This is a genomic window from Sneathiella aquimaris (genome assembly GCF_026409565.1).
GTDB lineage: Bacteria > Pseudomonadota > Alphaproteobacteria > Sneathiellales > Sneathiellaceae > Sneathiella > Sneathiella aquimaris.
The window spans coordinates 343,539-368,146 of record NZ_CP112881.1; the positions used below are offsets into that span (position 1 = coordinate 343,539).

The following is a 24,608-nucleotide window of genomic DNA, read 5'->3' on the forward strand; positions in this document are numbered from 1 at the left end:
AAGAAGCGGACGGCTTTTATGCGAACCGAACCCATCGCCGAAAGATTGAACGTTCCGTTTGCCAAATGGAAAATCCCGAGCGTCAAAAAGGTAATTGGCGCCTATCCACTTGATCTGGATTTGGACGAACGGATGGACCTTTTGTCTTTAAAGGGGGTCAAAATTCTATTTTTGGGGGTCTTCCGAAGATAATTTTGAAGACCAACCGATTAGGCAGGCGTTTCTGATCAAGCGATGCGGGGACCCGTTTTTTCAGTTGCGTGCGAAAATGTACAGATGTTTCGGACACTGGCAGGTGTTTAAACCTGTTCGGCGGGTTAAAGTTCGTTGTTTCTAATCCCACGGTGAAGGTTTCGTTCAGTTCATCGGGAATGACGGGCGCATAAAGGACGCCCCGTCAATCTTATGGCCCGTTCGACGACACGATGTCATTCAACCAACGGCAGGCACCCGGTTTCAGCCAGGATATCAGTGACGACTTTTCGGTCGCCATCATCAAGGTGTTCATATTTTTCGCGTATCCATTGCAGGCATTTCCCCTGATAGGGAAAGGGGCTCTGCGTCCAGAGCTTTCCCTGTATCTCGGTTTTGACTTCCTTATCTGCGTTTATCAGGGCCTTGGCATTTGCCAACATGACCGGTACATATCCCCGCCCCAACTCCCGAAAAATATCGAGCAGACTATCAGGGATCTGGTGGGTCTTGATCCAGGCGTCTTCCCGGACCGTCATGCCGGACAGATCGTCCATCACTTCGACCCATGCAAAGACCCGCGGAGCAATTTTTTCGGTCAGCGCAGTTGGCGTGGGATCAAATCCTGCCAACTGGGTCAATTGACCATAGGCTGCAAAATCAGCCGCGGACGGGCGCGCACCGAAAAGAAACATATGCTGTTTCAAGTGGGTGTTAAAAGCGGTCAGATATCGCTTGTAGCTGTCTTCAATAACAGGGGTGGTCACATTGTTGGAGCCGACAACATAAAGGCGGGAAATTTGCCGGTCGGCAAATTCCTTTTCCCATTTAAGCAAGTCTGCATCGCTGGCAGGGGCCAAGCTTCGACATTGCGGTAACGTTTTGCTCGCCCGCTCAATATCCGGTTGGTAATGCCAGCGGTAGTGGAACATGGCCTTCGTCAACCATTCGTCAGCAAAGTCTTCAAGCAAATAATCCAGAAAAGCAAGGGCCGGATTGTCCGGCAGGACGGATCGTTCGGTGTGGCTTTTCTCAAACCGGCGAATGATGGGCGTGCTGTCAACAACAGCGTCCATCCTCCCTGCTTCTGTTTTAAAGTAGAAGGTAGGCAACAAACCGACTTTGGATTTTGGTAACGCTTTCAGTTCCTCGGCTTCCGTTAAAAGCAGGCGATACGGGATATGCCGAAAGCGCAATAATGCCGTCATTTTACGGGTATATGGCGAGTATGGTGAGCCTTTCAGCAATTGCATGGATGTCGCAGGCATGTATTTCCCCTGTTCTTTTTGTTTATTAGAGGAAGTTTAACCGGTGAGGTCTGTCTTTTGCAATGCAAGAGAACAAGCGCAAAGGTCTGTAAATCAAACCGCCACAGGCCCAAGCGCCAGTATTTCTCTGTCCTGTACTTATCTGAAACGCATGTTTACGAAATTGCCAGAAAACGGATTTCTACTGACATGACCGGTTTTCCTCATTACATTAGAAAAAATTTACATTAATTGATCGGTGCGGCAATCGGGGGGGGCTAACAGTGACAATCTATGAAACAGGGGCATATCTGGAGACAAATTCTGACTGGCATGAAGAAGATGGCGCATGGAAAGCCGGTCAGATCCTCAAGATGCTTGCCAAGCAATCCTTAAAACCGTCAACCGTTGTCGACGTGGGATGCGGGGCCGGAGAGGTCTTGTCAACACTGGCGCACTCTCTTGATGCAGACGTTAAGTGTCAGGGCTTTGATATTGCAGAAGTCGCTATTAATATCGCCAGAAGAAAAGAAACGTCGTCTTTGCAGTTTAAGGTTTCCGATTTCCTTGCAGAGAACAAGGAAATATATGATTTGGTTTTGTTGATGGACGTGTTTGAGCATGTCCCGGATTATCTTGGTTTTTTGTCACAGCTTAGAAAGTCTGGCCACCATTTCCTCTTTCACATTCCACTGGATATGAATGTCCTGCATGTCTTGCTGGATCATCAGACACGCAGTCGTGCCGAAGCTGGGCATTTACATTATTTTTCTAAATCCTCGGCCCTGTTGACCCTTGAGGATGCCGGCTTTGATGTGATTGACTGGTTTTATACGCCTGTTTTTCAAACGGCGAAAGCAAAGCGCTCTTTATCGAAACGCCTTATTGAGTTGCCCCGCGCGGCGGGCCTTGCCCTTTGCCCGGATTTCAGCGTCCGCTTGCTTGGCGGATGTTCACTTTTGGTGTTGGCAAAACCCGCGTTGAAAAAGGAAATTTAAATCTGAATAGCCTCCATAAAGGATCGGGCCTGTTTGTCCCGGTGTCTTTCCATGTGGGGAGCTTATGCGCTTAAAAATTCTGGAATCTCTTTGCATACAAGTATTTTGATGCCAGGATTTTTTTGTTGCGAAGTGCGTCTGTTATAAATCTGTTTGATGTTTAAAAAATAATTTCACATTATTGTGCAAATATTTGGCATTTTGTAAATTAAATTCTGAAATATAGATAATCTTTACTTGGATAATTTTCCTTATTACTTTTATTATTCGGTTTATAAAATTGTATATATATAAATATCACCATTAGTAGTATTTTGTTGCTTATTTTTTGGTGAAATTAGTAATTTTTTATTTACGAAAATAGTCTAGTGTCTCTCCTGATTTTAGTTGATGTAGTGTGCAGCCCGAGCGGATCGGTGCTGTATTCAGGAGTATATTTGTATGAGTTCCGTTGTTTCCAGTTTAGAACAAGATTTATTAGAGCAGTCAGCAACAGAGTTTGGTTCCGGTGTTGTTAATCTGGGTCGCGAAGCATCCCTTTTTCCCACAGGTGATTTTACGCTTAGCGCCACATTCGAATTGAACAATCTGAACAGTGGTTTGCAAACAGTTGTTTGGAACCCTCGGCAGTTTGGCATCCGTATCAAAGATGATGATTTAAAAATTACGCTGCGCGGTGATGACGGTAGACTTCATACAACGACAATTAGTGACGCCTTTGATGACACCGGATGGCATGATGTTCAGGTCGTAATGGATGAGGGCGCTGGTACATTGGCGTTCTGGCTTGATGGCGCTGTTGTTTATTCGGGGTCAAGTGACGGGGTGAATTTAACATCCAGAGTATACCGAGATGTAACGGCAGGGGGCCGAAGCGGTGATCGATATATGCTTGATGGCCAAATTGCCGATGTTGCTGTCGTAGATGAGGCACTGACAATCGACCCCACACAATCCTTGTTTGAACGGATGCTGACCATGGCTGGTGAAACACCGCCTGTTGTGGAGCCGACCCCTGAACCAACCCCTGTTGAAAATACACCTGCAGATATTTCTGGTGATCAAGCGGGTTTGATACAGGAGGCTGACGGTCTGGAAGCAACCGGACAATTGATCGTAGAAGACGTAGACGCGGGCGAAAGCGCCTTTGTTGCGGCGACTCAACAGGGCGTTTATGGCACATTTTCGATGGCTTCAGACGGCGCATGGACTTACACAGCGACAGAAGAAGCCGCTGTCAGAGCGCTGGGAGGAAATGATCAGGCGACCGAAACGTTTGTTGTTCAATCCATCGACGGCACCTCGCAGAACGTTATCATAACAATCGATGGTGCCGATGAAGCCCCGATTATTACCGGGGACCTATCGGGCACCATTACTGAAGATGTCACGCAATCGGTAAGTGGTACGCTGACGGCGGACGATGTGGATGCAGGCGAAAGCGGTTTTCAGGCGGACGCTATTTCAGGTACCTATGGTGATTTCAGTATTGATACGGCTGGCGAGTGGACCTATGCGGCCCGTGATACCGATCAATTTCAGGCCTTGGAGGACGGTGATACATTTGTTGAGACATTTGTCGCCACCACGCTGGATGGTACCGAGCAGGTTATCGAAGTATCGGTAAACGGCACGAGCGAGCCAACACCTCCTCCATCGGAGGGGCCAGGAGAGACAAGCACAGCACCGGTCATTGGAACCGCAGGCATCCCGATTGATCTGGCAATGACCCGCGATTACGACCAGATTTTCCAGACGCTGTCTGACTCAGGGATTGATGTTTTTTGCCCGCTGACAATTTATGAAGAATATCCAGAAGTGAAAAGTCTGGGCTTCGAAGCAGATTTTTTCCCGCCCCCTTACGGGAGTGCGACCCCGGAATTATATGATCTTGCTCGATTGCACGGCATCAAGATTGCCTTCAGTGCGGATATCATGTACCCGCTCGGCAGTGACATGCCATCAGCAGCCCAGGATCCGCTGCATGCCATACTTGATGCTGGTGGCAGCGACATTATCCACAGTATCTTTAATTATGACGAGCCCGTTCTGCGGGGTATCAGTTCCGCCAGTTCGCAGGCCGTGTACGAACATATCAAGTCAATTGATCCGTCAATCGATATTCAGCAGGTGCATGCCCCTGTTGGGCCTGAGGCGGATCCATCAGACTATCTGTCAGCCGTCCTCGATCATGCGACCTGGTCTGACACTGTCGGTTTCGATGTCTATCCAATTCACGGGCAACCCGGGGCGCAATCCCCCCTTAGTGGCGGTGAAATCGTTGAGCCTGTACAAAGCCTGCAAGAGTATGTGAGTTGGATGGAAACCAATCTGGCTGACAAGAGCCATGTCATGGTATTGCAGGCCTTTGAGTTGGGGGATTTGTTTTCTGACGAGGCGCTGGCAACCTTCTCCGCTGAAGAAAGGGCCGCCTCACGCCCACCAACGGAACTGGAAATGCGGGCCATGTTAAACGCGGTCTCTGACGTTGATTCTGTATACTGGTTTGGACCGAGCTTTCTGGAATCTCAATCCGATCCGACATGGCAAGCTGCTTTGTCTGTTTCCGAGGCGATGGCAAGTGGTGCTGATAATACGTCAATCGAGGCTCTTTTGGACGTCGATACGAGTGCGAATTTGATCGATGAAGATGCACAAGAAGGCGATTATACCGGCGTGCAGTTATCGGCAAATGATCCCGATGCCATCGACGTTGTAACCTACACGCTGGATGATGACAGGTTCTACATTGATAGTGAGGGTCATTTACGGGTTGGCGAGAATGCGGCTTTCGATTTTGAAACGGAAACTTCTATATCCATTAACGCAACGGCCCGTTCTACAGATGGGTCTGAGGAAAGACTAGATGTTGTCTTAAACGTAAATGACAAGATAGATATTGTAGACGGCACATTGGCATCGGATGAAATCTCGGGTGCAAGCGGTGCGGATAGGATAACCGCGATGGCAGGCGATGACGTTGTTGCTGGGCTGGACGGAGATGATGTCATTTTCGGAGGAGCTGGCAGTGATATTATCTATGGCGGCGCCGGAAATGACGACGTTTCTGGTGGTGATGGCATTGATGCAATTGTGGGTGAGGCCGGGAATGACACATTGTTTGGCGATGCCAATGATGATTATCTTTCAGGCGGCGCTGGCGAGGATGTGCTTATGGGTGGTTCCGGTGCAGATCAGCTGACAGGCGATGCCGGTGCCGATAGAATTTCCGGAAATACCGGTGACGATACCATGCAGGGCGGAGAGGATAATGATATCTTCATTTTTGCAAATGGCGATGGAAACGATCTTGTTCTGGACTTTGCCGTTGGGCAGGATGCCTTGTTATTCGAAGGGGGTATAACTGCCGAAGATTTATCTATTTCGGCCCTGTCAGAGCATACCCAGATTACCTATGGGGATGATAGTGTTGTCTTGATCGGCGTTGCAGAAGCTGACTGGGGCAATATCAACTTTCTTTTCGAGTAAATCGTATCTGTTCCTTTTAGGGGCGATGTAACAGTGCCCCTTTAACAGGCAGAACCGTAGTAGAATTTAAAGTCGGGAAGGTGGAAACGCCTTTCCGATTTTTTTTATATCCGCTCTGCTGTTAACCTCCATTTTCTGCGCTTCCTGCACGCCGTCACAAATATTTCCATATTTCACATTAGATTCTTAAAATGTTGCAGACTTTTGAGCTGGATGATACGCTTAAGTCTTATCTAATATTGAGAAATATCGTCCATTTCATTTATGATAGATGTGAAAACCGGGTTGGCAGAATATATGCGTCACTTGATCTTAAACTTAACGATAATGACGTTTGTGCTATGCACGGGCCTGGCGCTCGGCAAATCTGGTGTAGCAGCAGAATACACGTTGGATACCGGGGACGTATTGAGTATAAAATTGCTGGAGCGTAACGAAATATCCGGGGATGTCATTGTTGGCATGGACGGCACAATTTCCTTGCCGGGCATCGGCGCGATTGTTGCCCGGGGCGAAACGGTCCGTGGTCTGGAAAGAAAGCTCCTAAAACGTATCTCCGAAACGGTTGTCCAGCCTTCGCTGGCCGTCCAGATGGTGGCGTATCGTCCGTTTTTTATTCTGGGTGAAGTCGGTGAGGCGGGTGGTTACCCGTACCAGCCAGGTTTGACCGTTTTAAAGGCTGTGTCCCTTGCAAAAGGTTTTAAAAGCACGCGCAGTGATCTGAACCAGTTTTCAAAACAACTCGCTAACTTGCGCGCAAAACAGGCCTTGGGAAATAATGTCACGACGTTGGCCTCTGCGGAAGTTCGTCGGGCACGCGTTTTGGCGGAACAAGCCGATCAGGACATTTTTGCCTTCGATCCAGGGTCAGGGATTATTTCAAAACTGCCAAATCTGGACACCATTATAGAAACCGAACAAGCCCTTTTTGCCAAGCGACGGGTCTCTCATAAAAGACAATTGGATCAGGTCAAAGAGACAATCGCGGCCCGCCAGTTGGAATTGCAAAGTTACAAGAAAAGAATGTCGTCAAAAGATGATCTGAATGATCAAATTGATAAAGAGGTCAGAGAAGTCCGAAAACTCAGAAAACAGGGACTTGTTCCTGTCGAGCGGGTTAATCGATTGATCCGCGAGCAACTGAATATCCGCGGGCAGGTTTTGCAAACCAACAGCCTTCTTCGGCAAGCACAGGTTTCCCTGAGCCTTTCCCAGGAAAAACTGATTTCGCTGACCGAAGGGCTCAAAGTTGAACTGGCTCGGGAAGTGCGTGAACTGGAAGATCAGATTTCAATTCTCAAAACCTCCATTAAAGGGGAATTGGAAATCATGGAAAGCACCGGGGATGGGTATAGACGCTCCGCCGGGTCTGATCAAATCGGGTATGGGTTTGAAATACATAGAAAAGATCAGTTGCTTACTGGAACAATCGACTTCAACACACCGATCCTGCCGGGAGATACGCTCATTGTCCTGCGCAATCGTCCCAGTCTGGATACGGTTCAACTCTATGAAAGAGGCGGGGGATGACAACGGGGGCTGTCGATCAACGACCGATTTCAGAATAGGGCGAATGCATGAACGGTAGGGCTGAATACAGGGTTGTTCAACCGGTCGCGCGGCGCGACGATAATCACCGTGTCATCAATGCAATGAGTATTGATGTTGAAGACTATTATCATGCCCATGCATTGGAATCCCAATATCCCAGAAATCGATGGTTCGAACTGGAAAAGCGTGTTGAGCGGTCGACCCAGCGGTTACTAGATCTATTTGATGAGCATAATGTTCGCATTACATTTTTTGTTCTAGGCACCGTTGCTGAAAACTTTCCGGCGCTGACTCGGGAAATGATCAACCGAGGGCACGAAGTTGCCAGCCACGGTCTCGATCACTACAAAGCTAATGGTCAGGATCCACAGACCTTTCGTCAGGATGTGAGCCGGTCAAAAACCATTCTTGAACAGATAATCAGCAAGCCCGTGTCAGGATACCGGGCCGCCAGTTTTTCCATAGGCCCGGAGAATTGGTGGGCTTATGAGATTTTGGCAGAGGCGGGCTTCACATATAGTTCAAGTTTGTGCAATGGTCGCCTTGACCGGGCGGATCTTTCAATCCCTGCCATTCCGTTTTATCCGACCGACCATGATTTATTGGAAATACCGATCACGACAGTGTCCCTGTTGCGCCGAAAAATTCCGTCGGGCGGTGGTTTCTTCCGTTTGATGCCCTATGCGATTTTCAAACAGGGGGTTGCTTCTGCTCTGCGAAAGAAAGCCGCCACTTCAATGGTTTTTTATGCGCATCCGTGGGAGATTGATCCTGACCAACCGGTCGCTTCGGTGAATATGAAAACGCGTCTCCGCCATTATGGCGGCTTGTCTCATATGGAAAAGAAGCTAACCAAATTGCTAACTGATTTTTCCTGGGCGCCGATGAGAGAGGTTTATGATGAGGCAATCCCCACCCATTCAACGCCCCAGCAGCCAAGCGGTGTAATAGCGGGCGCGGCCTATGGGAATGCACCATGAAATACGGCGCCCGAGTCAGGTGGCCCGGCCTGCGGTTTCTCGTCAGGTCATTGCTGATCGCCTTATTGTTTCTTTCATCCGTCATCACGCAGGGGCAGGCCATGGAATTCCTGTTGGCCGGGGCCCCGCGCCCGCTGGTACAAAATAAGAATTATTCGGCGCTATTTGCGTTATTGCAGGCTAATAAAATAGCGGCCTTTCTGCCGACCTTTCAATATCAGGAAATTCCCGAGCCGCGGTCGTTTGGCTTTGAAAGTGATTTTGTTGCACCCTGTTCGGTAACTGATCCGCCGTTTAAAGCCCTTCGCAGGTCTGGCGTGAAGCTATTGGTTCCGGGCGAACTTATTTATCCCGATGCGGAACAATTAGCGGGGCCGGCCCCGGAAAATGATCCGCTGGTACAGTTGATTTCCTGTGTCGGACGGGATCAAATCTACGGTATTACAAATTATGACGAGGCTGCCTTTCATGGTCGGTCCATCACGGATGTGCAGCGGCTGTATGAGCGGGTGAAAGCCGTGGATCCAAGCCTTGCCGTCTTGATGGTGCATGGCCCGCTGGTGATGGATCGACCGGAATTTTCCAACCATTCCAAACGTCAGAAATACCTCCATGATGTCGTCCGTTATAGTCGTTATGCAGATATTGTCGGTTTTGACGTTTACCCGGTGCCTGGCATGATTGCCAAACTGGCGACCCCGCTCAGCGATGGGGAACAGGTAGAAACCGATCAGGCCGTGCCGGGCTACCTTAAATGGATGTCGGATCATCTTCCGGAAAAACGAAAGTTGATGGTGCTTCAGGGCTTTGCCTATACGGATATGTACGAATTTGATTTTCTAAAATCCGCCGTGCCATATGCGTTGCGGGCAATTATTCAGCCCCCGGATAGCAACCAGCTTGAAACCATGTTGACTGCTGCCCAGGCATATCAGGTCGAGGCTGTGATATGGTGGGGGCAGGCAGCTTTGCGCGATACGACACAAGCCCCTTGGCCTGATATTTTAAAGTTTGCCAAGCAATTCTCTGATTAAATGACCCTGGCGGTCAGCCTGTTGTCTTTTGCGCAGGCCTCTCTGGACAGGTGTTCTTCCCAATGTAGAGCATGGCGGGTTATCAGGTCGAGGTCATTATATTGGGGGCGCCAGTCCAAGGTTTTGCGAATTTTTTCTGTATTGGCAATCAGGGCCGCAGGGTCACCCGCACGCCGTGGGGAATATTTTAGCCTGAAATCTCTGTTCGCCGCCTGTTTCACAGAATTAACGATTTCCAGCACGGAACTCCCACGGCCATATCCGCAGTTCAGAACTTCACTGCGGCCGCCGTTTCGCAAATAACAAAGGGTTGCCGAATGGGCCGCCACGAGGTCTGAAACGTGAATATAGTCTCGGATACCTGTCCCATCAGTAGTGTCATAATCAGAGCCAAATATCTCCAGATAGGGGCGAAGTCCAAGACTGGCCTGACAGGCGACCTTTATCAAATGTGTGGCGTTTGGTGTGGACTGGCCGATACGCCCCTCCGGATCTGCTCCAGCCACATTAAAATACCGAAGCGCAACATAGTTGAAATTATGGCTGGCGGCGGCATCTGATAACATTTTCTCAATCATCAATTTTGAGGATCCGTACGGCGAAATCGGTTTCTTTGGTGTATCTTCAGTAACAACAAATGTATCCGTGACCCCATAAACCGCCGCTGTTGAGGAAAAGACGAAATGTTTAATCCCTTGTTTCAGCGCCGTCCTTATCAAGGCGCAGGATTTGGCCGTATTATTGTAGTAATATCCCATTGGATCGCGTAATGACTCCGGCACAACGGAAGAAGCGGCAAAATGCACGATCGCGGTTACCTGATGATCCTGAATAATGTTGGTCACAAGCTCCTGATCACCCACATCCCCTTTCACAAAGATGGCGCAGGGCGGAACGGACCAATGAAACCCTGTTGAAAGATTATCCAGAACAACAACTTTTTCTTGTTCGTTTAATAATTGCAGGACCATATGGCTGCCGATATAGCCTGCCCCTCCTGTAATCAAAATGCTCATAAATTGAAACCTCCATTCTAATGCATAGGGAAGCCGCGTCACCGGGCCTCAAAAGCAACAAAACTCTCCTTAATCGTTTAAGGAGATTGGAATTACACAACATTACAAAGGGGTTATATTCGATAGTATATCAGAATTATCACATAAGCCGAGTATTTTTTATATTTTTCTAATGTTAAGAAGAGGCAGCTATATTGGCACTATTCTTTGCCATAACTTCAGCATGTCTTGCGATGTTATTTATCTATGCATATACTCATAATATTAGTTATTTGTGTTTTATTTCTGCTGCGTTCAGTCGGGTTTTAAATGTAGGTTTTACGGTACAAATCGAACGGTTGTCCGAATAAGGGCACGCAAAGATCAGGTTTGCAAAATATGCTGGGAGTGTCCATGCGTGTTCTATTTATCCTTCCGCACCCGATTGAAGGCCCTTCAAGCCGGTTTCGCGTCTATCAGTATATTCCATATCTCAGAGAGCATGGGATTGAGTGTGATATCAGGCCCTTTGTTTCGTCCGAACATGTTCAGGAACTGTATGCAACCGGCAATACCGGCACCAAAATAGTGTTGACCTTGCGGGGGCTGGCGGCCCGTATGCGCGATGTTGTATACGCGCAAAAATATGACATTGTGTTTATCCTGCGCGAGGCGTTTGCTTTGGGGCCACCCTTTGTGGAGCGTGCCCTTAAAAAAGCTTGTGGGCGTATGGTTTTTGATTTTGATGATGCAATTTATACGCGGTCGCTGGCCTATGATAATCCGGTTGATCGCCTTCGGGACTTTAGCAAAACGGCAAAGGTTATTGCGGCCGCTGACACCATAATCACCGGTAGTTCCTATCTTGCAGCCTATGCAAAGCAACATAGTAAGTCCACCGGACAGGTTCGGGTTTTGCCCACCGTTGTCGATCATCAGGTATACCGACCAAGAAATTGTCGGGCAAAGGATGACACAATCACATTGGGCTGGATCGGGACACCGCGCGGCTCCCATTATGTTGCGGACTTAATGCCTGTTTTTAAAGAACTATGCTGTCGTTTCCCTCAATTGCGCATGGTGTTTGTGGGGGTTGAGCCCTTCGATACTGAAAACTTGCCCATTGAACTTAGAGACTGGTCGCTAGAGCGCGAAATAGACGATATTTCGGACTTTGATATCGGCATAATGCCCTTGACGGATGATGAAGAAACACGGGGAAAATGCGGCTTTAAAATCATTCAGTATATGAGCTGTGGTGTTGCCCCTGTTGTCAGTCCGGTTGGCGCCAATACCGATATTGTCATTGAGGATGAAACCGGTTTGTTTGCCAATAATCCAAATCAATGGCGTGATCAGATTTCCCGCTTGATAGAGGATGAGACCTTTCGCAAACAAATGGCAGAAAAAGGACGCCAAAGAGTTGCAGAGCAATACTCCCTTTCTGTGACGGCACCAAAGTTATTGAAAATTCTTAGAGAAACGGCTGCCAGATGATCCTCATTCTGATGCTTTCGCCGATGACAAAAATGACCAAAAGCGATGCTCGGCCATGAGCGCGCCTGAAGAAACAAATAGCGGGCGCCAGGTGGCCCAATCAAGTATTTTCTATCTAGGCTCACAGCTCGGGGCTCGGGCTCTGAATTTTGTTTTTTTTGTTATGCTTGCCCGGTCGTTACCAACCGCAGAGTTTGGGGTCCTCAATTTTGCTCTGACCTTCATTGTGTTCCTGGATATCGTGATCGATCTGGGGCTGTCGCGGTATGCACTGCGTGAAATCTCCAAATTTCCGGATCAAACGGGTTGGTTTATTGGGACCCTGCTGCCCTTTAAGTTATTCGCCTCAGTAGCTGTGTACGGTCTGTCCAGTGCTGTAATCCTGTATGGAAGTGACTTTGGCGATAATGGCCTTATCTTCGTTGTCGCTGTTCTGAGTATCTTATTTACCGCGCCTTCAATGTTATTGGAAAGCGTGTTACAGGCTCACCAAAAATTCTCAATTATTGCGGTGGCGCATGTCGGCCTTAGTGTTACCCAATTCGTGATCGGGGGGGGCGTTCTTTTGAGCGGGGGCTCTACCCTGATCATCGGATTAGTCTTTTCGGTCTCCAATCTTTTTTATTGTTCGCTGATGATTTATGGCGTGCGTAAAATTGATTTTGGCCCGTTTCAATTCGGTGCGCTGGTCTCTCTGGGGCGATTGTTAAAGCCTGCTTTTCCGTATCTGTGTTCAGCGCTTATTGTCATTCTGGTGATGCGGGTGGAATTTTTGATTTTGGGGTACTTTGGGTCCGCCGAAGATCTGGGTCTTTATGGTATGGCCACAAAAATTCTTGAAGCCGCGTTGCTATTGCCCGTTGTCTTCGGCACCGTGCTGGCCCCGCGCTTTGCGATTGCTCATGCCCGTCCCATGGAAGTGCTCACCAGGTTATACAGGTCCAGCGTAGAGATCCTGTTGTTGATGGTTATCCCGTGTGCCCTTCTTGCTTACAGTCTGGCACCGGTGCTCGTCTGGATCCTGCCTGACCGAGGGTTTGCGCAGCTGGACAGTGTGTTGAAGCTTTTGTTCCTTGGCTATCCAGCGGCTTGCCTGTATTTGCTGAATACCTTTGTGTTATTTGGTGCCGTGAAACAGTCGAAGCCCCTGATCCTGTTAATCGCTCTTGCGCTGCTGCAAGTCGCGATAAACGCGGTGCTGCAAAACAGCTTTGGACTTTGGGGGGCGGCATACAGTTTCCTGGGCTTTATGAGCATTGCCGCGTTTGCATCGACTTTTTTCATTCTCAACAGATTTGTCGAATTGGCAATAACAGCGCAGGCGTTTATTGCACCGGGCACCGGGTTGGCAGTGGTGGCCCTGATCTACTGGTTGATGCCTGCAAGTATGGAAATGATTAGGTTGACTGTCGCACTGGCGAGTTATGCAGCAGTGATTTTTATGACAAGACGCTTATTGCCGGGGGGTGCCCGGCAGTTTACTTTCGAGACTTAACAGGGCCCTATAAGGCTTGTAAAACTGCGACAATTAGAACCCAACCCAACGCACTAAGACCGCCAATAACCAATAGGCTGGCACGTTTACTCAGTCGTTTTGTTCTTTGGCTTGGGGGGGTAAATTCAAAAAGATCTGCCCTGTCTGAAATAAGGGACCCGTTCTGAGAGTTCAAATCCTGACTGTTGCTCGTACTATGCAATGTATACCTCCAACGATCTGATGAGCTTCCCAGATCAACATACTAATCACTTCAAATATCCACTTTTTATTCATTGCACGAATACATTAACAAACTAATAAATTAAATCATAATTAAATCGATCGATTGAGCCGAATTGTCCGTATTGTTGTTGTGAGAAAGCCATAAGTACTTTCGGCGCGCAAATTTGCAAGCTTGCGCCGTTTATGAAGGCTTTTGCGGGCTTCTTTGCAGGCGTCGAGCAGTCCCGAGAAAAAAGCCTGCCAGTGGGTGCGGAGAAATCGTGGCTTGCCAATAATCAAACTGATAACGAAGGCGAGACAATGTGTGCCAAAGGTAAAGATCAAATAGAGGGGGATCAACAGGGCCGGTACATTTTTAAGGATTACCTGATAGGCATTGCAGGTTGTCAATCTGACTGAAAAGGCAGAGGCCGTTCCGCCCGATGATGCGCTTCCCATATGATAGACAATGGCGCCGGGCACAAAAATACAACGATATCCTGCCATCTGGGCCCTGAGGCCCAGATCAATATCTTCCATATATGCGAAAAAATCTGGGTCAAACAGGCCTATCTTTTCCAGCATATCGCGTCTGTAAATGGAAGCTGCGGCACAGGCACTCTGGATTTCTGTCACGGTGCATACATTATTATGGCGGCGGCTCCCCACTTTAAACGACACGCCAAAAGGATAAAACCCATCGCCTAAAGAATCGATTGTTTCACGGTCGGTAAAATCCATAAGCTGCGAGGCACAGAAGCCTGCCTCCGGGTGAGCGTCCATGGTTTTTACAATGGTGTCCAACCAGTTGGGGTGGGTTTCGGTATCATTGTTCAAGGCGGCGATATAGGGGCCCTTGGACTGTTCAATACCGGTGTTTATGGCCGCAGAAAATCCAAGATTTTCAGAATGGCGCAAGATGACCACTTCGGGATATTCTTGTTCTAACAAAGGAATGGACTGATCAACAGAACCATTATCGACCACATATACTTTAAAATCCTGGAAGGTTTGCGCGCGCAGGCTATCCAGGCAAAGGCGCAGCAGTTTCTCACCGTTCCAGTTGGGAATGACCACCGAGACTGTTTCTTTTTTATCCGTCATGAGGGGCTCTTACTTTGGACAAGAACAGAATAATTACTGCTTCCACCCGAAAGGATCCGAAGCCCGTGATGTAAAATCCTGATCGGCCAGGAATGTGATTTGTGGGTTGCTTCAAAGGACAGGATTTCAAACCCGGCTTGGCTAATAAAGCTTCGCACCTTATCTGGATCATAATATCGGAACTGATCATGCTGGCCAAACAGACGTTTCACCCACTGTGTCCGACTGTTGATAAAGTCGAAATATATAGATCCGCCGGGCTTTAGAAAGGGTGACAAACGTGTGATCAGGGTTTCCATTTCAAGGGCTTTTTCAAACAGAACGTCATGTATGATGATCAAATCAAAAGCTTTTTGCGGAAACTCCACGGCCATCACGTCAACTTGTTCAAAGGATGTATTGGCAATATACCCTTCCTGCAGAAGAAGCTGATAAAAGGGGGCAAATTCAGGCGTGTAATCGATGGACTGAATCTGCTGTTTCTGCAATCGCTCAATGAACAATTCGGTTGCAAAAGGACCGCTGCCTACGTTCAGAACCGTCAACCCGTCTTCCTGAATATGGCGCTTGAGAATGGCCGCCAGGGTTTCAAGCCTTTGAGTGCCAGAAAAGAACCTGTCAAAGTCAGAGAATTTATTCGGCAGGTTCGCCCGCAAGATTTCTGCGTAGCGATCCACAAAATCAAGATTACACAGGCCCTTCCCATCCTGCCCTTTTGGGGACAACTGCTTATACAACATCCATATCTCCCCATGAAAATGCCCATTTATCCGGATGAAAGGCAATCTCACCACGGTCTGTCGACACACGGGCGACCATACGGAATTGTTTCGGGTTATGGGCCGGCGGTATTTTGAAGAAACCGCACCGTGTCAATGCACGCATTTGGGCGCTGCCCGGGATTTGCTGATCAACAAGGATCGAAATTTTATCCTCTTTCTTTTTGTAAAGCGCATTGACAAGCAGCGCGATCACCAGCGGATCATTTCCCTCCACGGATAGATCACAGATCAGTCCGGCCTTGGTGTTGAACAGTTGCCGTGGGCTCATGACGATATATCCAACCAGTTGGCCTTGCCGTATGGCTGCATATTTTTGATATTGATATATCGGATGCTGACAAAACCGCCAATTCAGTGTTTTTGAATCCCGGTTTAGGCGAATTTTTCCGTCACGGGCGAGCCGTTTATTCAAGTCATCAAATCGATCATCAAATCTTTGCAGCTCCTCAATCTGAATATCCTTTCTGAAGCGTAATGAAACAAGAGTGGAATAAACAGAGGCGAGATTTGCTGCACAGATTTTGAAAATCTGACTGAAAATGGCACCTTTTTCAAATGTCAGAAATGAAAAACCTGGTAAGGGGCGCACCATCAGTTGGGGTTCGAAAATCTGTTGATAGCCCACATGCTTGGACGTCAACATCCGAACAGAACTGTCGTTTGGAAAATTTATGGCAAAGTCATTCCCCGCCTCTTCAATGCGCTGATTATGGGCGGCCATTAGTTGAAAAGGTACGCGGTTCAAGTGGCGCATGGTTTCAGGGTCGACCATAAATTCCAGACCATGGGCCATCTTTAAGGTCTGTTCACCTGCCTGGCAGGGCCGTGGGATAAAACCCGCAAATCCGATGATGGTATCGTCCCGGATTTTCACGATCCCGGAACCCTCTCCATTCGGATTGTCCTGGAACAGCCACTTAAAGAAAGCCGGATTAGTATGGGGATGGTCTGCACCCCATACTTTTGCTCGCAGGCTGAGTAAGGCGGCGTCATCTTTACCGGGACAATACAGGCGCTCATGCATGGACCACCTCCCGGCTTTGGGCAAGAACAAGGTTCTGGTACAGAATTTCCGTTTGGGCGACCATCGCCTGCTGAGAGAATTTTTCGTTCAAGAGGTCAAATCCGGCCTCTCCATACTGGTGGCAGAGATCAGGGTCAGCCAGAAGATCAGAGATATGTTGGGCGAGGGTATGCGGCTCTGCAGCGGGAACGACCCGGCCGGTTTTTCCAGCAATGATCATTTCGGAAACGCCCCCTACATCGGTTGCGACAATCGGCAGGCGGGCAGCCATGGCTTCCAGAAGCGAAATCGGCAGTCCCTCAGATACTGAGGATAAAACAAACAAATCGGAGGCAGTTAACAAGGCTGGAACATCTCGTCTTTCCCCGCAAAAATGAACATGTTTTTCCAACGAGAGTTGGTGCGCCTGAGCGCGAAGGCTGTCCTCCAACTCGCCGCTGCCAACAATGGCAAGATGCGCATCGGGATGATTTTTGGTGACAAGGGCGAAGCCGTCAATCAGCGTATCAATGCCTTTAAACCAGACCAGTCGTGCGACACAGATGATGATTTTTCCAGATCCTTCATTACCAATAATCTCTTGCCGGAAGCAGCTGTCTTCGGCGGCCCGGCTTGAAAAACTCTGTAGCCGAATGCCGTTTGGAATGACAAATACTTGATTGCGGGGCAGGATGCCTGCGTGAATGACCGCATCTGCAACCCGTTGTGAAACTGTGATTGTCGCATCAATGCCTAACGCACTGATGATCTTGTCATAAGCCCAGAAAACGAGTTTCTTCCAGCGTTGGGGCATGGCGATAAACCCAAGATTATGGGCGGTATTAACAACGATAAGATCGCGGGAGAGGGTGCCGATAATGGCGCCGAGAAGAGCGGCTTTCGACATATGTGTATGAAGAATATCAAAACCGCCTTCCTTCAGGATTTGGCGAAGCTGCCGCAGCGCTTTTATGTCGGCGCGGATATCAAGCAACCGGCTCATTGGAAGAAAGATGACCTTGATGCCTTTGGCCTCTATGGCGCTTTGATGCTCCGGGTGAAGGCTGTCCGTTATCAGGGTCACGTTCATTCCGTCACTCATCCCGTCAAGCAACGTCATGATATGGTCGGGGACACCGCCGATATCCATGCGGGTGACAAGGATTGCAATACGAATGGGCGTGTGTGAAGAACGGCGATTTAGCATCATGTGGTCACTTTGTGATTGGTTTTGTTGTTTCGGGCAAACAAAGTGTAGGTCTTGCGCAGTGTATTTCGGTAGAGCATTGTGTCACGAAAGCCCAACCAGTCGTATACGCCTCTTATTTTAACGCAGAAGATAAAATAGGGGTCACTGGCTGAAACTTCCGTTCGGTTAATTCTTAAGGGGTGAGTCTGTGCTTTGTTCACGCCGGAACGGGTTGTAAACGCGAGGCTGTAGCCTGCACTTTTGACTGCATCGGCGACCTGATCATTTACATCTCCGGTGGGATAAGCAAAGGCCGTGCAAGGGTGTTTGAATTCTGTTTCAATATAGCTGCGCGATTCACTGAGTTCTCTTTGTAATGCGGGGACCCCAAGGGTTGTCAGGTTTGGGTGTGAACAGGTGTGAGAACCAATTTCATGGCCTTCTGCCAACCATTGATGCAGGGCTTGAACATCCATCATCTGGCCAAATTCTTCAGCGTCACTCATCGGCCAAGCGGCATTATTGCTACCGATCATATCGGTGACGACAAATACGATGGCGGTAAAGCCATATTTTTTGAGCAATGGCGCGGCACATTCCAGATTGTCCGCATAGCCATCATCAAACGTGATCAAAATTGCTTTCGGGTCGATGGCCTGCTTTCCGGTCCTCATTTTTTCAAATTCATCAACCGTGACCGAGCGATATCCACAGCGCGCCAGATGGGCAAGCTGGCGTTCAAATGCTGTTTCCCGTACGGTTGTCTCTCGCGAGACAAGGCCCAGTTCGTGAAACGCGAAAGAATTGACCCGATGATAAAACAGAACGCGCAAACCGTTGTTTTTCCCGGGGATTAACAAACCGACAGGCATCAACAGACATTTAAGGACCATTTTTATAAACAGTCTTGTGTGCGAGAATAATATGCCTGAGCGGTCCATATATATTAGCCTTATGTTTATTCTTATTTGAAATATCTAAAAAGGCTGTCTGACAGTCCTGAAGCGGTTGATCTTTCCTGTGGCATCATTGCGGTTCGGCAACACGCCTCCGCATTCAATTTTAAAAATATGAAAACCAAGCCCTGTACCGTCAAAACTAACGCGCCCCTTCCGCAAACAGGACGATGCGGACAGTCTGAATAATAATGGCCAGATCCAACCACAGAGACCAGTTTTTGATATAATATAAGTCCAATTGGGTCTTGCGGATCGTTTCCGCCATATTGGCGGTATAGGACATGTTGATTTGTGCCCACCCTGTCAGGCCGGGGCGCACGCTCAAACGAAGCCTGTAGCCCGGAATTTCCGAGGCGATCTGGTCCACAAACTCGGGTCGCTCAGGGCGCGGTCCAACTAACGCCATGTCACCGCGAATGATATTGATCAATTGCGGTAATTCATCCATACGGGTCAGCCTGATGAACCGGCCGATACGGGTTACACGGCTGTCTCCGACACTGGCCCAGCGGGCTTTTCCATCGGCTTCGGCATTCTGGCGCATGGATCGAAATTTCAGGACGTCAAACACACGATTATTTTTACCAACTCTTCTTTGGCGGTATAAAATGGGTCCGCCGTCATCCAGTTTTATCGCAAGGGCAACACCGATCATGACGGGGAGAACAAAAAGCACGCCGCAAAGAGCAATGAAAATCTCCGCAAGATATTTTGCACGCCGGGCCAGTGGCTGGCTCTGAACGCGCGCAACCGTCAGGTCGTTATCTTCGGTTTCTGACCAGCGGGCACATTGTTCTATGGTGTTGGAAATAGTGGTGAGTTTGACCGGGAGGTTGCCCGGCTGGTTTGGTTCACTTCGGGTATATAATGCATTGATGTCTTTGGGCGGAAGATCGACAATCACCTGATCAATATCGTCCTGTTTGCATAGATCTTTCAGAACCGTTCTCAAGTCGTCTTTTTCCAGTTTGCAATCAACGTATTTATTCCTGACCACTTCAAATTCTGTTGGTGTGGTCTGGCGAATCATATCCATGAAAATCGACTGCATGGCTTCGGAACCAACCAAGGCGACACGGCGTTTTTTTGCGAACCGGCGGAAGTAAAAACAGACGATTGGGCGAACACAGATTAATTGCGCAAATAAAAGGATGTGCACCAGCAGGAAGTGGAAGGTTGGGACATGGTCGTGCAGTAAACCAGCCGTTGCCATCGGCCATGCAATAAGCAGCCAGGTCAATAATCCTGCAGTCAGCCCGCTTTTCAGTAATCCGATACCGCGCAAGTATCTGCGTTGATAAAGACCCATTGAAAACAAGGCGGCATGAATTGACAGGCCATAAACGATAGCAGCAACATTTCCCATGATCGGGGTAAATTGAAATCTTGTTGGCGCATCAATAACGGAGGTATTCGCAAGCTCGAAAATAACGTTCGCAAACAGTCCGGTCATCGTTCCGATAACCAGCAAATCTACAAAAAATATCGTTTGTGCTGTACGAGGAATTCGAATGCTTGCGATCTTCATACCAGCCTCCCCCCCTAAGGACGCATTTTCCTAATTTTTGTTTAGGCCATAATCAGTAAGAAAGTTACAAAACATTACAGAATGTTAAATTAGAATAAATAAAATGCGATGCGTCAACTATAAATTAGTGAAATTTCATATTGAAGGGTATGGAGTATGAGCTAGAAGCGGAATCACTGACCCAGGGTTTCGGCGATTACGGTGCCGACGATTGCATGACCTTCCGCACTCCAGTGTGTGTCATTTGGAAAATAAACATCCTTTTTACCCGATCGAACAGCTTTTGATAACGGCGAAAAAACGTCAATGTAATAGCTGGCCGCCTGCTTGGAGAAGACCTCCAGAAAATTGATGGCCTTTGGTGGAAGGCCGGTTTGAATCCAAGGGGCATAGACGGATCGTTTGTCGGGGGCAATCAATAGATATACAGGTGATAACCCATTCGCGGCATTGATAACATCATGCATGGCGCATAGGGTTTTTTCTGCAGCAACCTCTGGTTCCAGTGGTAAAAAGGCCCGCTCTGTATGCCGAACAATGTCGCTTTGATAGATTAATAATCGATCAGAGCGTGAACTGGAAAAAAGATCGGACCGTGACAAAGCAACGTCTACTGTTTTACCAGGTTTGAGTAGGCGAAAGCGTAAAGCCAGAGCTCCCCAGGAGAGCCGTTCGTCAAAATTTGCAAAGTCCGCGCGTTGCTTCCAGCGGATGCGTGGGACAGTTTGAGGAGACAGCGTAAGCGCTGCTTGTTTTGGTGGCATGGCGCAGTTCGCCTGATCCATATTTGGGAGCGCGCGACGAAAGATCGTGCGTTCGCCCATTTCCAGGATAATTGCCTTTGGAGGTGCTGTTCGAAAGCGATCTGATTGGATAAACTGCCGAATCTCTTTCAGTGTTTCAATTTCTACGAAATCAATAGTCAGTCCGGATTTCTCATATAGTGTATTTTGCCAGGTGATATTATGATCTTTAGGGGTCGAGAATGAATCACCGAAGGTAAGGATCTGGCCTTTTCCCTTCCCGTTCATAAGGTCGTCATACGTCAATACGGTAAAATGGTTGTCGGCAAATCCAATTCCTTCGCGACGAAAACCATAGTTTTTTTCGGACAATCCACCAATCCGGGTGAGATCCCCAACGGGAGGTCCGAGACTGTTGCCGAACAAGCTGATGCCAATGGCACATAGGGCCATAACCAGAACGATCAAAATCGAGAAAAGTCTGGCATTGTGGGTGTTTGTTATGGTGATTTCTCTATGCATCTAATTGTCGGCCATCCTAGAACTGGAAATACAGAAATTCGCTGATTGAACTTGCAAAAAGCATGGCGAAGAAGAAAATGCCGGAGACGGAGACAAAGCCCACCATGTTTGGCCGCCAGATGAGAAACCCCTGTTCCTCCACGTTATATTCCGGATCGTTCGAGAGAAATAACTGGTTTGTATTTGGCATTGTCCAGACAATCAAAAAGGAGGCAATTATCATAGGCACCCCAAGGGTCGCCCACTCCCCAATTGCAACATGGCCGGGCCCGGAAAAGGTAAAACCAAGAAATTCCAGTATTGGAGCGAAGCCGCCCAGCTCCAAGGCGAAACTGGCAGGCAGCGTTAAACCGTTAAACCCCATGGCGGTTTCCGTCATATTGACAAGCCCTGCAAAATTAACGGATTTAAAGAAACACCAGCCAAATGAGACGGCTAAAAAGGTCATGATACAGGCGACAGGCGCGGGTATGAGGCTGCCCCGGGTGATGCCCAGCATCTGATTGATCCGCGACATGATCACATTGCAGCACAGCCAGAACCCGTTCAAAAGACCCCATAAAATAAAGCCCAAACCTGCACCATGCCACATCCCGCTTAGAAACATTAAGATTATCAGATTGGCAAGATTTCTGGGAAGCGTCACCCGGCTGCCGCCAAGTGGTATATACACATAATCCGTCAGAAACCGGCCCAGGGTAATATGCCAGCGTTGCCAATATTCGCGGATTGATAGCGCCTGATAGGGACTTCTGAAGTTGATCGGCAGGCGAATACCAAACATCAGTCCCAACCCGATGGCCATATCGCTATACCCTGAGAAATCAAAATACATCTGGAAGCTGAAGGCGACGAGTGCCCCCCAGGTTTCGACAAAAGTAACGTCTGCGCCGCTATCGCTTGCAGCAAAAACAGCACTGGCGAAGGGGGCAATATTGTCTGCCAGAACCAGTTTCTTGAACAGACCGGCGATGAATATACTCAAGCCGATTGCAATACTTCGAGCCTCTGGGCGGGACGCGGTTTTGAATTGTGGCATCATTTCAGAATGATGAACGATCGGACCGGAAATCAGCTGCGGAAAAAAGGCAACAAAGACCGTGTAGTGCAGCAGGTCATAGCGGGCCGTTTTCCCGCGATAGGCATCGATAAGATAGGTGATTTGTTGAAAAGTGAAAAAAGAAATACCAATGGGTAGCAGGATGTGAACAGACAGGATCGCGACACCGGTCAGGCTTTCACTTATTTCTGAAAAGAAGTTCATATATTTGAAAAAACCCAGCAAACCGAGATTAAAGATAATCCCAGCTATAAGCCAGCTGCGTGAATAACGCCGCCCTGTTCGGGTGATCATGCCTGCAACGAAGTGATTTATGCCGATCGAGAAAAGAAGGACGGGCAGAAACCTCACATCCCAATACGCATAAAAGAAAAGGGAGGCCATGCTGAGTGCGATCATTCCCCATTCATTGCTGCGCCCGCGGGCGATCCAATAACCGATCCAGGCGATTGGTAAAAACAGGAAAATAAAGCTATACGAATTAAAGAGCATTTATGTTTATCCTGGGCTGGTTAGTGCGGTTGCAAACGGGCTGGTGGACGCGTCTTGTCCGGCAGGCTGCGGGGCAATATGGCCGCGGCGGCAAAGAATACGCCAAAAAATATGATGGAGATGGTGTAGCCTATAATATTGGCGACGGTCATACCGCTCAGCAGATAGGCGAGAACCCCTCCCAAGGACCCAAGCGCCAATGTTCGTGTCTTGACGGAGAGTGTTTGCCGCAGGATTTTTCGTATGATGCTGAAATATCTCAACAACATGACAAAGAAGGCCGTCAGGCCGACCAATCCGGTTTCGGCGGCAAGGGTGACATAAATATTTTCGACCGTTGTCACCAATTCTATTCGTTTCCAATGATATTCGTACATTGGACCGATCTTGTTTTCACGAATGGATTTAACATGGTGGGAGGGGTAGGCGCCATAACCGATCCCAAATAGAGGATTTTTCTGGAAAATTGCTAAACCGTTCTGCCAAAGCTGAAACCGCAGGGAAACATTTTCAGTGCCTTGAATTCGATCCATCAATTTTTGATCGATAATCCAGGGAGACGCGCTGATGGATAGAATTGTTAAACAGGTGATACCGATCATCACCCATTTTCGCAGCGGCTTTTCAAGGACCGCGAGGACGAAGATTGTAATCATCAGGGCCAACGTAGGGCCGCGTGAAAAAGTGACGACATAGCCAGCAAAAACGATAATGATCGACAGCCCATAAATCAGCCGACGTCCTAATAGCTTTTGATTTACAAAACTGAGAATGGCGTAAGGCATCATCATGATCATGAAGGCAGAAAATTCCAGCGGTTGGGTAAAAAAACTAAACACACGGTAGGGCTGTTCAAGGGTCTCTCGCTCCCCCGCCACCAAATACCAGAGAAAAAAATCATCTTCTGGCGACACCTCTGGTGCAAAGTAGAGTGCGACTATATTGGTGTTTGTCACAAATTCATGAACGGCAAGAACACCACAGGCAACCGCTGACAGGAGCAGCATATCCAACAGGCGCTGAAAATCATCGATGCTGTTAATTGTGCGGACGACAATGAGATACATCAAAACCGGGATGAACGCGGTTTTGATCCACATCTGTATGGCGGTAAGGTCTGGCGTTCCGATTGCTGTGGTGAACAGCAGAATACCACTGTAAAGAAGGAGGGTTCGGGTCAATAACCGCTCGTCCCTGCCAATGTCTATGCGGGCAGGCTTCAGCATTCCTTTTAGAATGACCATGCTGCAGAAGATGGCCATCAATAGCAAGGCCAGCGGCACAGGTGGCAATCCCGGAATGGGCAATCGTATGTAGGGCGGGATCAGAACCTGCGCAACGGTGACAATTATAAGCGTGATGAGTGGTCGTTCAAAGCTGAGCCAGACAAATGCGATACCGGCTGCAAGTATCAGCAGAACCGCGCTAACGAGTATCGGGTTGCTGATGGCAAATGCGAAAGCAATCAGTCCGCCCAAAATGACCAATGTCAGGACCAGATATCTCTCCATTCCGCGATTTTCTGCCCATTGGGTCATTGGTTA

19 protein-coding genes are annotated in these 24,608 nt (G+C 48.4%); 8 read left to right on the forward strand and 11 right to left on the reverse strand.

Features of this window, described 5'->3' with window-relative positions; all coding sequences use genetic code 11:
• Nucleotides 1–18 precede the first annotated feature (18 nt).
• The gene (locus OIR97_RS01655) at nt 19–192 is read left to right on the forward strand and encodes a hypothetical protein (protein WP_169543992.1); all 174 of its coding nucleotides are present in this window, start codon (nt 19–21) and stop codon (nt 190–192) included.
• Between the two features lie 236 nt (nt 193–428).
• Here OIR97_RS01655 and OIR97_RS01660 read toward each other — a convergent pair whose 3' ends face one another.
• On the reverse strand, nt 429–1,460 hold the full coding sequence (locus OIR97_RS01660; protein WP_169543993.1) for a glutathione S-transferase family protein: 1,032 nt from the start codon (nt 1,458–1,460) through the stop codon (nt 429–431).
• A gap of 263 nt (nt 1,461–1,723) precedes the next feature.
• On the opposite strand from OIR97_RS01660, the gene OIR97_RS01665 reads away from it, so the two are divergent.
• The 5 genes from OIR97_RS01665 to OIR97_RS01685 all read left to right on the forward strand — a co-directional run bounded on the left by OIR97_RS01665 (nt 1,724) and on the right by OIR97_RS01685 (nt 9,491).
• Nucleotides 1,724–2,437 (forward strand): class I SAM-dependent methyltransferase, encoded by a 714-nt coding sequence (locus OIR97_RS01665; RefSeq protein WP_169543994.1) that lies wholly within the window; start codon nt 1,724–1,726, stop codon nt 2,435–2,437.
• 441 nt (nt 2,438–2,878) lie between these two features.
• The gene (locus OIR97_RS01670; RefSeq protein ID WP_169543995.1) at nt 2,879–5,926 is read left to right on the forward strand and encodes a VCBS domain-containing protein; all 3,048 of its coding nucleotides are present in this window, start codon (nt 2,879–2,881) and stop codon (nt 5,924–5,926) included.
• Nucleotides 5,927–6,334: 408 nt separating this feature from the next.
• On the forward strand, nt 6,335–7,456 hold the full coding sequence (locus OIR97_RS01675; RefSeq protein WP_407696661.1) for a polysaccharide biosynthesis/export family protein: 1,122 nt from the start codon (nt 6,335–6,337) through the stop codon (nt 7,454–7,456).
• 47 nt (nt 7,457–7,503) lie between these two features.
• The gene (locus OIR97_RS01680; protein WP_169543997.1) at nt 7,504–8,457 is read left to right on the forward strand and encodes an XrtA system polysaccharide deacetylase; all 954 of its coding nucleotides are present in this window, start codon (nt 7,504–7,506) and stop codon (nt 8,455–8,457) included.
• The gene (locus OIR97_RS01685; protein WP_169543998.1) at nt 8,454–9,491 is read left to right on the forward strand and encodes a hypothetical protein; all 1,038 of its coding nucleotides are present in this window, start codon (nt 8,454–8,456) and stop codon (nt 9,489–9,491) included. Before OIR97_RS01680 ends, OIR97_RS01685 begins: the two co-directional genes overlap by 4 nt.
• On the opposite strand, the gene galE is transcribed toward OIR97_RS01685, so the two are convergent.
• Complete coding sequence (galE, locus tag OIR97_RS01690) at nt 9,488–10,507, reverse strand: UDP-glucose 4-epimerase GalE (protein WP_169543999.1); 1,020 nt, start codon at nt 10,505–10,507, stop codon at nt 9,488–9,490. The genes OIR97_RS01685 and galE overlap by 4 nt on opposite strands.
• Nucleotides 10,508–10,900: 393 nt before the next feature.
• Between galE and OIR97_RS01695 the strand changes: the two genes are divergently transcribed.
• Together OIR97_RS01695 and OIR97_RS01700 are read left to right on the forward strand one after the other, a co-directional pair.
• The gene (locus tag OIR97_RS01695; protein ID WP_169544000.1) at nt 10,901–11,983 is read left to right on the forward strand and encodes a glycosyltransferase family 4 protein; all 1,083 of its coding nucleotides are present in this window, start codon (nt 10,901–10,903) and stop codon (nt 11,981–11,983) included.
• A 55-nt stretch (nt 11,984–12,038) separates the two neighbouring features.
• The gene (locus tag OIR97_RS01700; RefSeq protein WP_169544001.1) at nt 12,039–13,478 is read left to right on the forward strand and encodes an oligosaccharide flippase family protein; all 1,440 of its coding nucleotides are present in this window, start codon (nt 12,039–12,041) and stop codon (nt 13,476–13,478) included.
• Between the two features lie 315 nt (nt 13,479–13,793).
• Here OIR97_RS01700 and OIR97_RS01705 read toward each other — a convergent pair whose 3' ends face one another.
• The 9 genes from OIR97_RS01705 to OIR97_RS01745 form a co-directional block, all read right to left on the reverse strand.
• Nucleotides 13,794–14,786 (reverse strand): glycosyltransferase family 2 protein, encoded by a 993-nt coding sequence (locus OIR97_RS01705; protein WP_169544002.1) that lies wholly within the window; start codon nt 14,784–14,786, stop codon nt 13,794–13,796.
• Nucleotides 14,783–15,526 (reverse strand): class I SAM-dependent methyltransferase, encoded by a 744-nt coding sequence (locus OIR97_RS01710; RefSeq protein WP_169544003.1) that lies wholly within the window; start codon nt 15,524–15,526, stop codon nt 14,783–14,785. The genes OIR97_RS01705 and OIR97_RS01710 overlap by 4 nt, the downstream gene beginning before the upstream one ends.
• The gene (locus tag OIR97_RS01715) at nt 15,516–16,592 is read right to left on the reverse strand and encodes a hypothetical protein (RefSeq protein ID WP_169544004.1); all 1,077 of its coding nucleotides are present in this window, start codon (nt 16,590–16,592) and stop codon (nt 15,516–15,518) included. The genes OIR97_RS01710 and OIR97_RS01715 overlap by 11 nt, the downstream gene beginning before the upstream one ends.
• Nucleotides 16,585–17,781: a glycosyltransferase family 4 protein gene (locus OIR97_RS01720; protein ID WP_169544005.1), complete on the reverse strand. Its 1,197-nt coding sequence runs from the start codon at nt 17,779–17,781 to the stop codon at nt 16,585–16,587. The genes OIR97_RS01715 and OIR97_RS01720 overlap by 8 nt, the downstream gene beginning before the upstream one ends.
• Entirely contained in the window at nt 17,778–18,653 is an 876-nt protein-coding gene (locus OIR97_RS01725) for a polysaccharide deacetylase family protein (RefSeq protein ID WP_169544006.1), read from the reverse strand. The genes OIR97_RS01720 and OIR97_RS01725 overlap by 4 nt, the downstream gene beginning before the upstream one ends.
• 205 nt (nt 18,654–18,858) lie before the next feature.
• Nucleotides 18,859–20,247 (reverse strand): sugar transferase, encoded by a 1,389-nt coding sequence (locus OIR97_RS01730; protein WP_169544007.1) that lies wholly within the window; start codon nt 20,245–20,247, stop codon nt 18,859–18,861.
• A 173-nt stretch (nt 20,248–20,420) separates the two neighbouring features.
• On the reverse strand, nt 20,421–21,512 hold the full coding sequence (locus OIR97_RS01735; protein ID WP_169544008.1) for a hypothetical protein: 1,092 nt from the start codon (nt 21,510–21,512) through the stop codon (nt 20,421–20,423).
• A gap of 16 nt (nt 21,513–21,528) precedes the next feature.
• The gene (locus tag OIR97_RS01740) at nt 21,529–23,064 is read right to left on the reverse strand and encodes an MBOAT family O-acyltransferase (RefSeq protein WP_169544009.1); all 1,536 of its coding nucleotides are present in this window, start codon (nt 23,062–23,064) and stop codon (nt 21,529–21,531) included.
• Nucleotides 23,065–23,084: 20 nt separating this feature from the next.
• Complete coding sequence (locus tag OIR97_RS01745; protein WP_169544010.1) at nt 23,085–24,602, reverse strand: O-antigen ligase family protein; 1,518 nt, start codon at nt 24,600–24,602, stop codon at nt 23,085–23,087.
• Between the last annotated feature and the right edge of the window lie 6 nt (nt 24,603–24,608).

Excerpts from the sequence above, each read along its gene's own strand:
- OIR97_RS01705 (WP_169544002.1), bottom strand. The coding sequence starts at position 14,786 with ATGACGGATAAAAAAGAAACAGTCTCGGTGGTCATTCCCAACTGGAAC.
- OIR97_RS01670 (WP_169543995.1), top strand. The coding sequence starts at position 2,879 with ATGAGTTCCGTTGTTTCCAGTTTAGAACAAGATTTATTAGAGCAGTCA.
- OIR97_RS01680 (WP_169543997.1), top strand. The coding sequence starts at position 7,504 with ATGAACGGTAGGGCTGAATACAGGGTTGTTCAACCGGTCGCGCGGCGC.
- OIR97_RS01685 (WP_169543998.1), top strand. The coding sequence starts at position 8,454 with ATGAAATACGGCGCCCGAGTCAGGTGGCCCGGCCTGCGGTTTCTCGTC.
- OIR97_RS01745 (WP_169544010.1), bottom strand. The coding sequence starts at position 24,602 with ATGACCCAATGGGCAGAAAATCGCGGAATGGAGAGATATCTGGTCCTG.
- OIR97_RS01720 (WP_169544005.1), bottom strand. The coding sequence starts at position 17,781 with ATGATGCTAAATCGCCGTTCTTCACACACGCCCATTCGTATTGCAATC.
- OIR97_RS01695 (WP_169544000.1), top strand. The coding sequence starts at position 10,901 with ATGCGTGTTCTATTTATCCTTCCGCACCCGATTGAAGGCCCTTCAAGC.
- OIR97_RS01700 (WP_169544001.1), top strand. The coding sequence starts at position 12,039 with ATGAGCGCGCCTGAAGAAACAAATAGCGGGCGCCAGGTGGCCCAATCA.
- OIR97_RS01735 (WP_169544008.1), bottom strand. The coding sequence starts at position 21,512 with ATGCATAGAGAAATCACCATAACAAACACCCACAATGCCAGACTTTTC.
- OIR97_RS01725 (WP_169544006.1), bottom strand. The coding sequence starts at position 18,653 with ATGGTCCTTAAATGTCTGTTGATGCCTGTCGGTTTGTTAATCCCCGGG.
- galE (WP_169543999.1), bottom strand. The coding sequence starts at position 10,507 with ATGAGCATTTTGATTACAGGAGGGGCAGGCTATATCGGCAGCCATATG.
- OIR97_RS01740 (WP_169544009.1), bottom strand. The coding sequence starts at position 23,064 with ATGCTCTTTAATTCGTATAGCTTTATTTTCCTGTTTTTACCAATCGCC.
- OIR97_RS01660 (WP_169543993.1), bottom strand. The coding sequence starts at position 1,460 with ATGCCTGCGACATCCATGCAATTGCTGAAAGGCTCACCATACTCGCCA.
- OIR97_RS01710 (WP_169544003.1), bottom strand. The coding sequence starts at position 15,526 with ATGTTGTATAAGCAGTTGTCCCCAAAAGGGCAGGATGGGAAGGGCCTG.
- OIR97_RS01655 (WP_169543992.1), top strand. The coding sequence starts at position 19 with ATGCGAACCGAACCCATCGCCGAAAGATTGAACGTTCCGTTTGCCAAA.
- OIR97_RS01715 (WP_169544004.1), bottom strand. The coding sequence starts at position 16,592 with ATGCATGAGCGCCTGTATTGTCCCGGTAAAGATGACGCCGCCTTACTC.
- OIR97_RS01730 (WP_169544007.1), bottom strand. The coding sequence starts at position 20,247 with ATGAAGATCGCAAGCATTCGAATTCCTCGTACAGCACAAACGATATTT.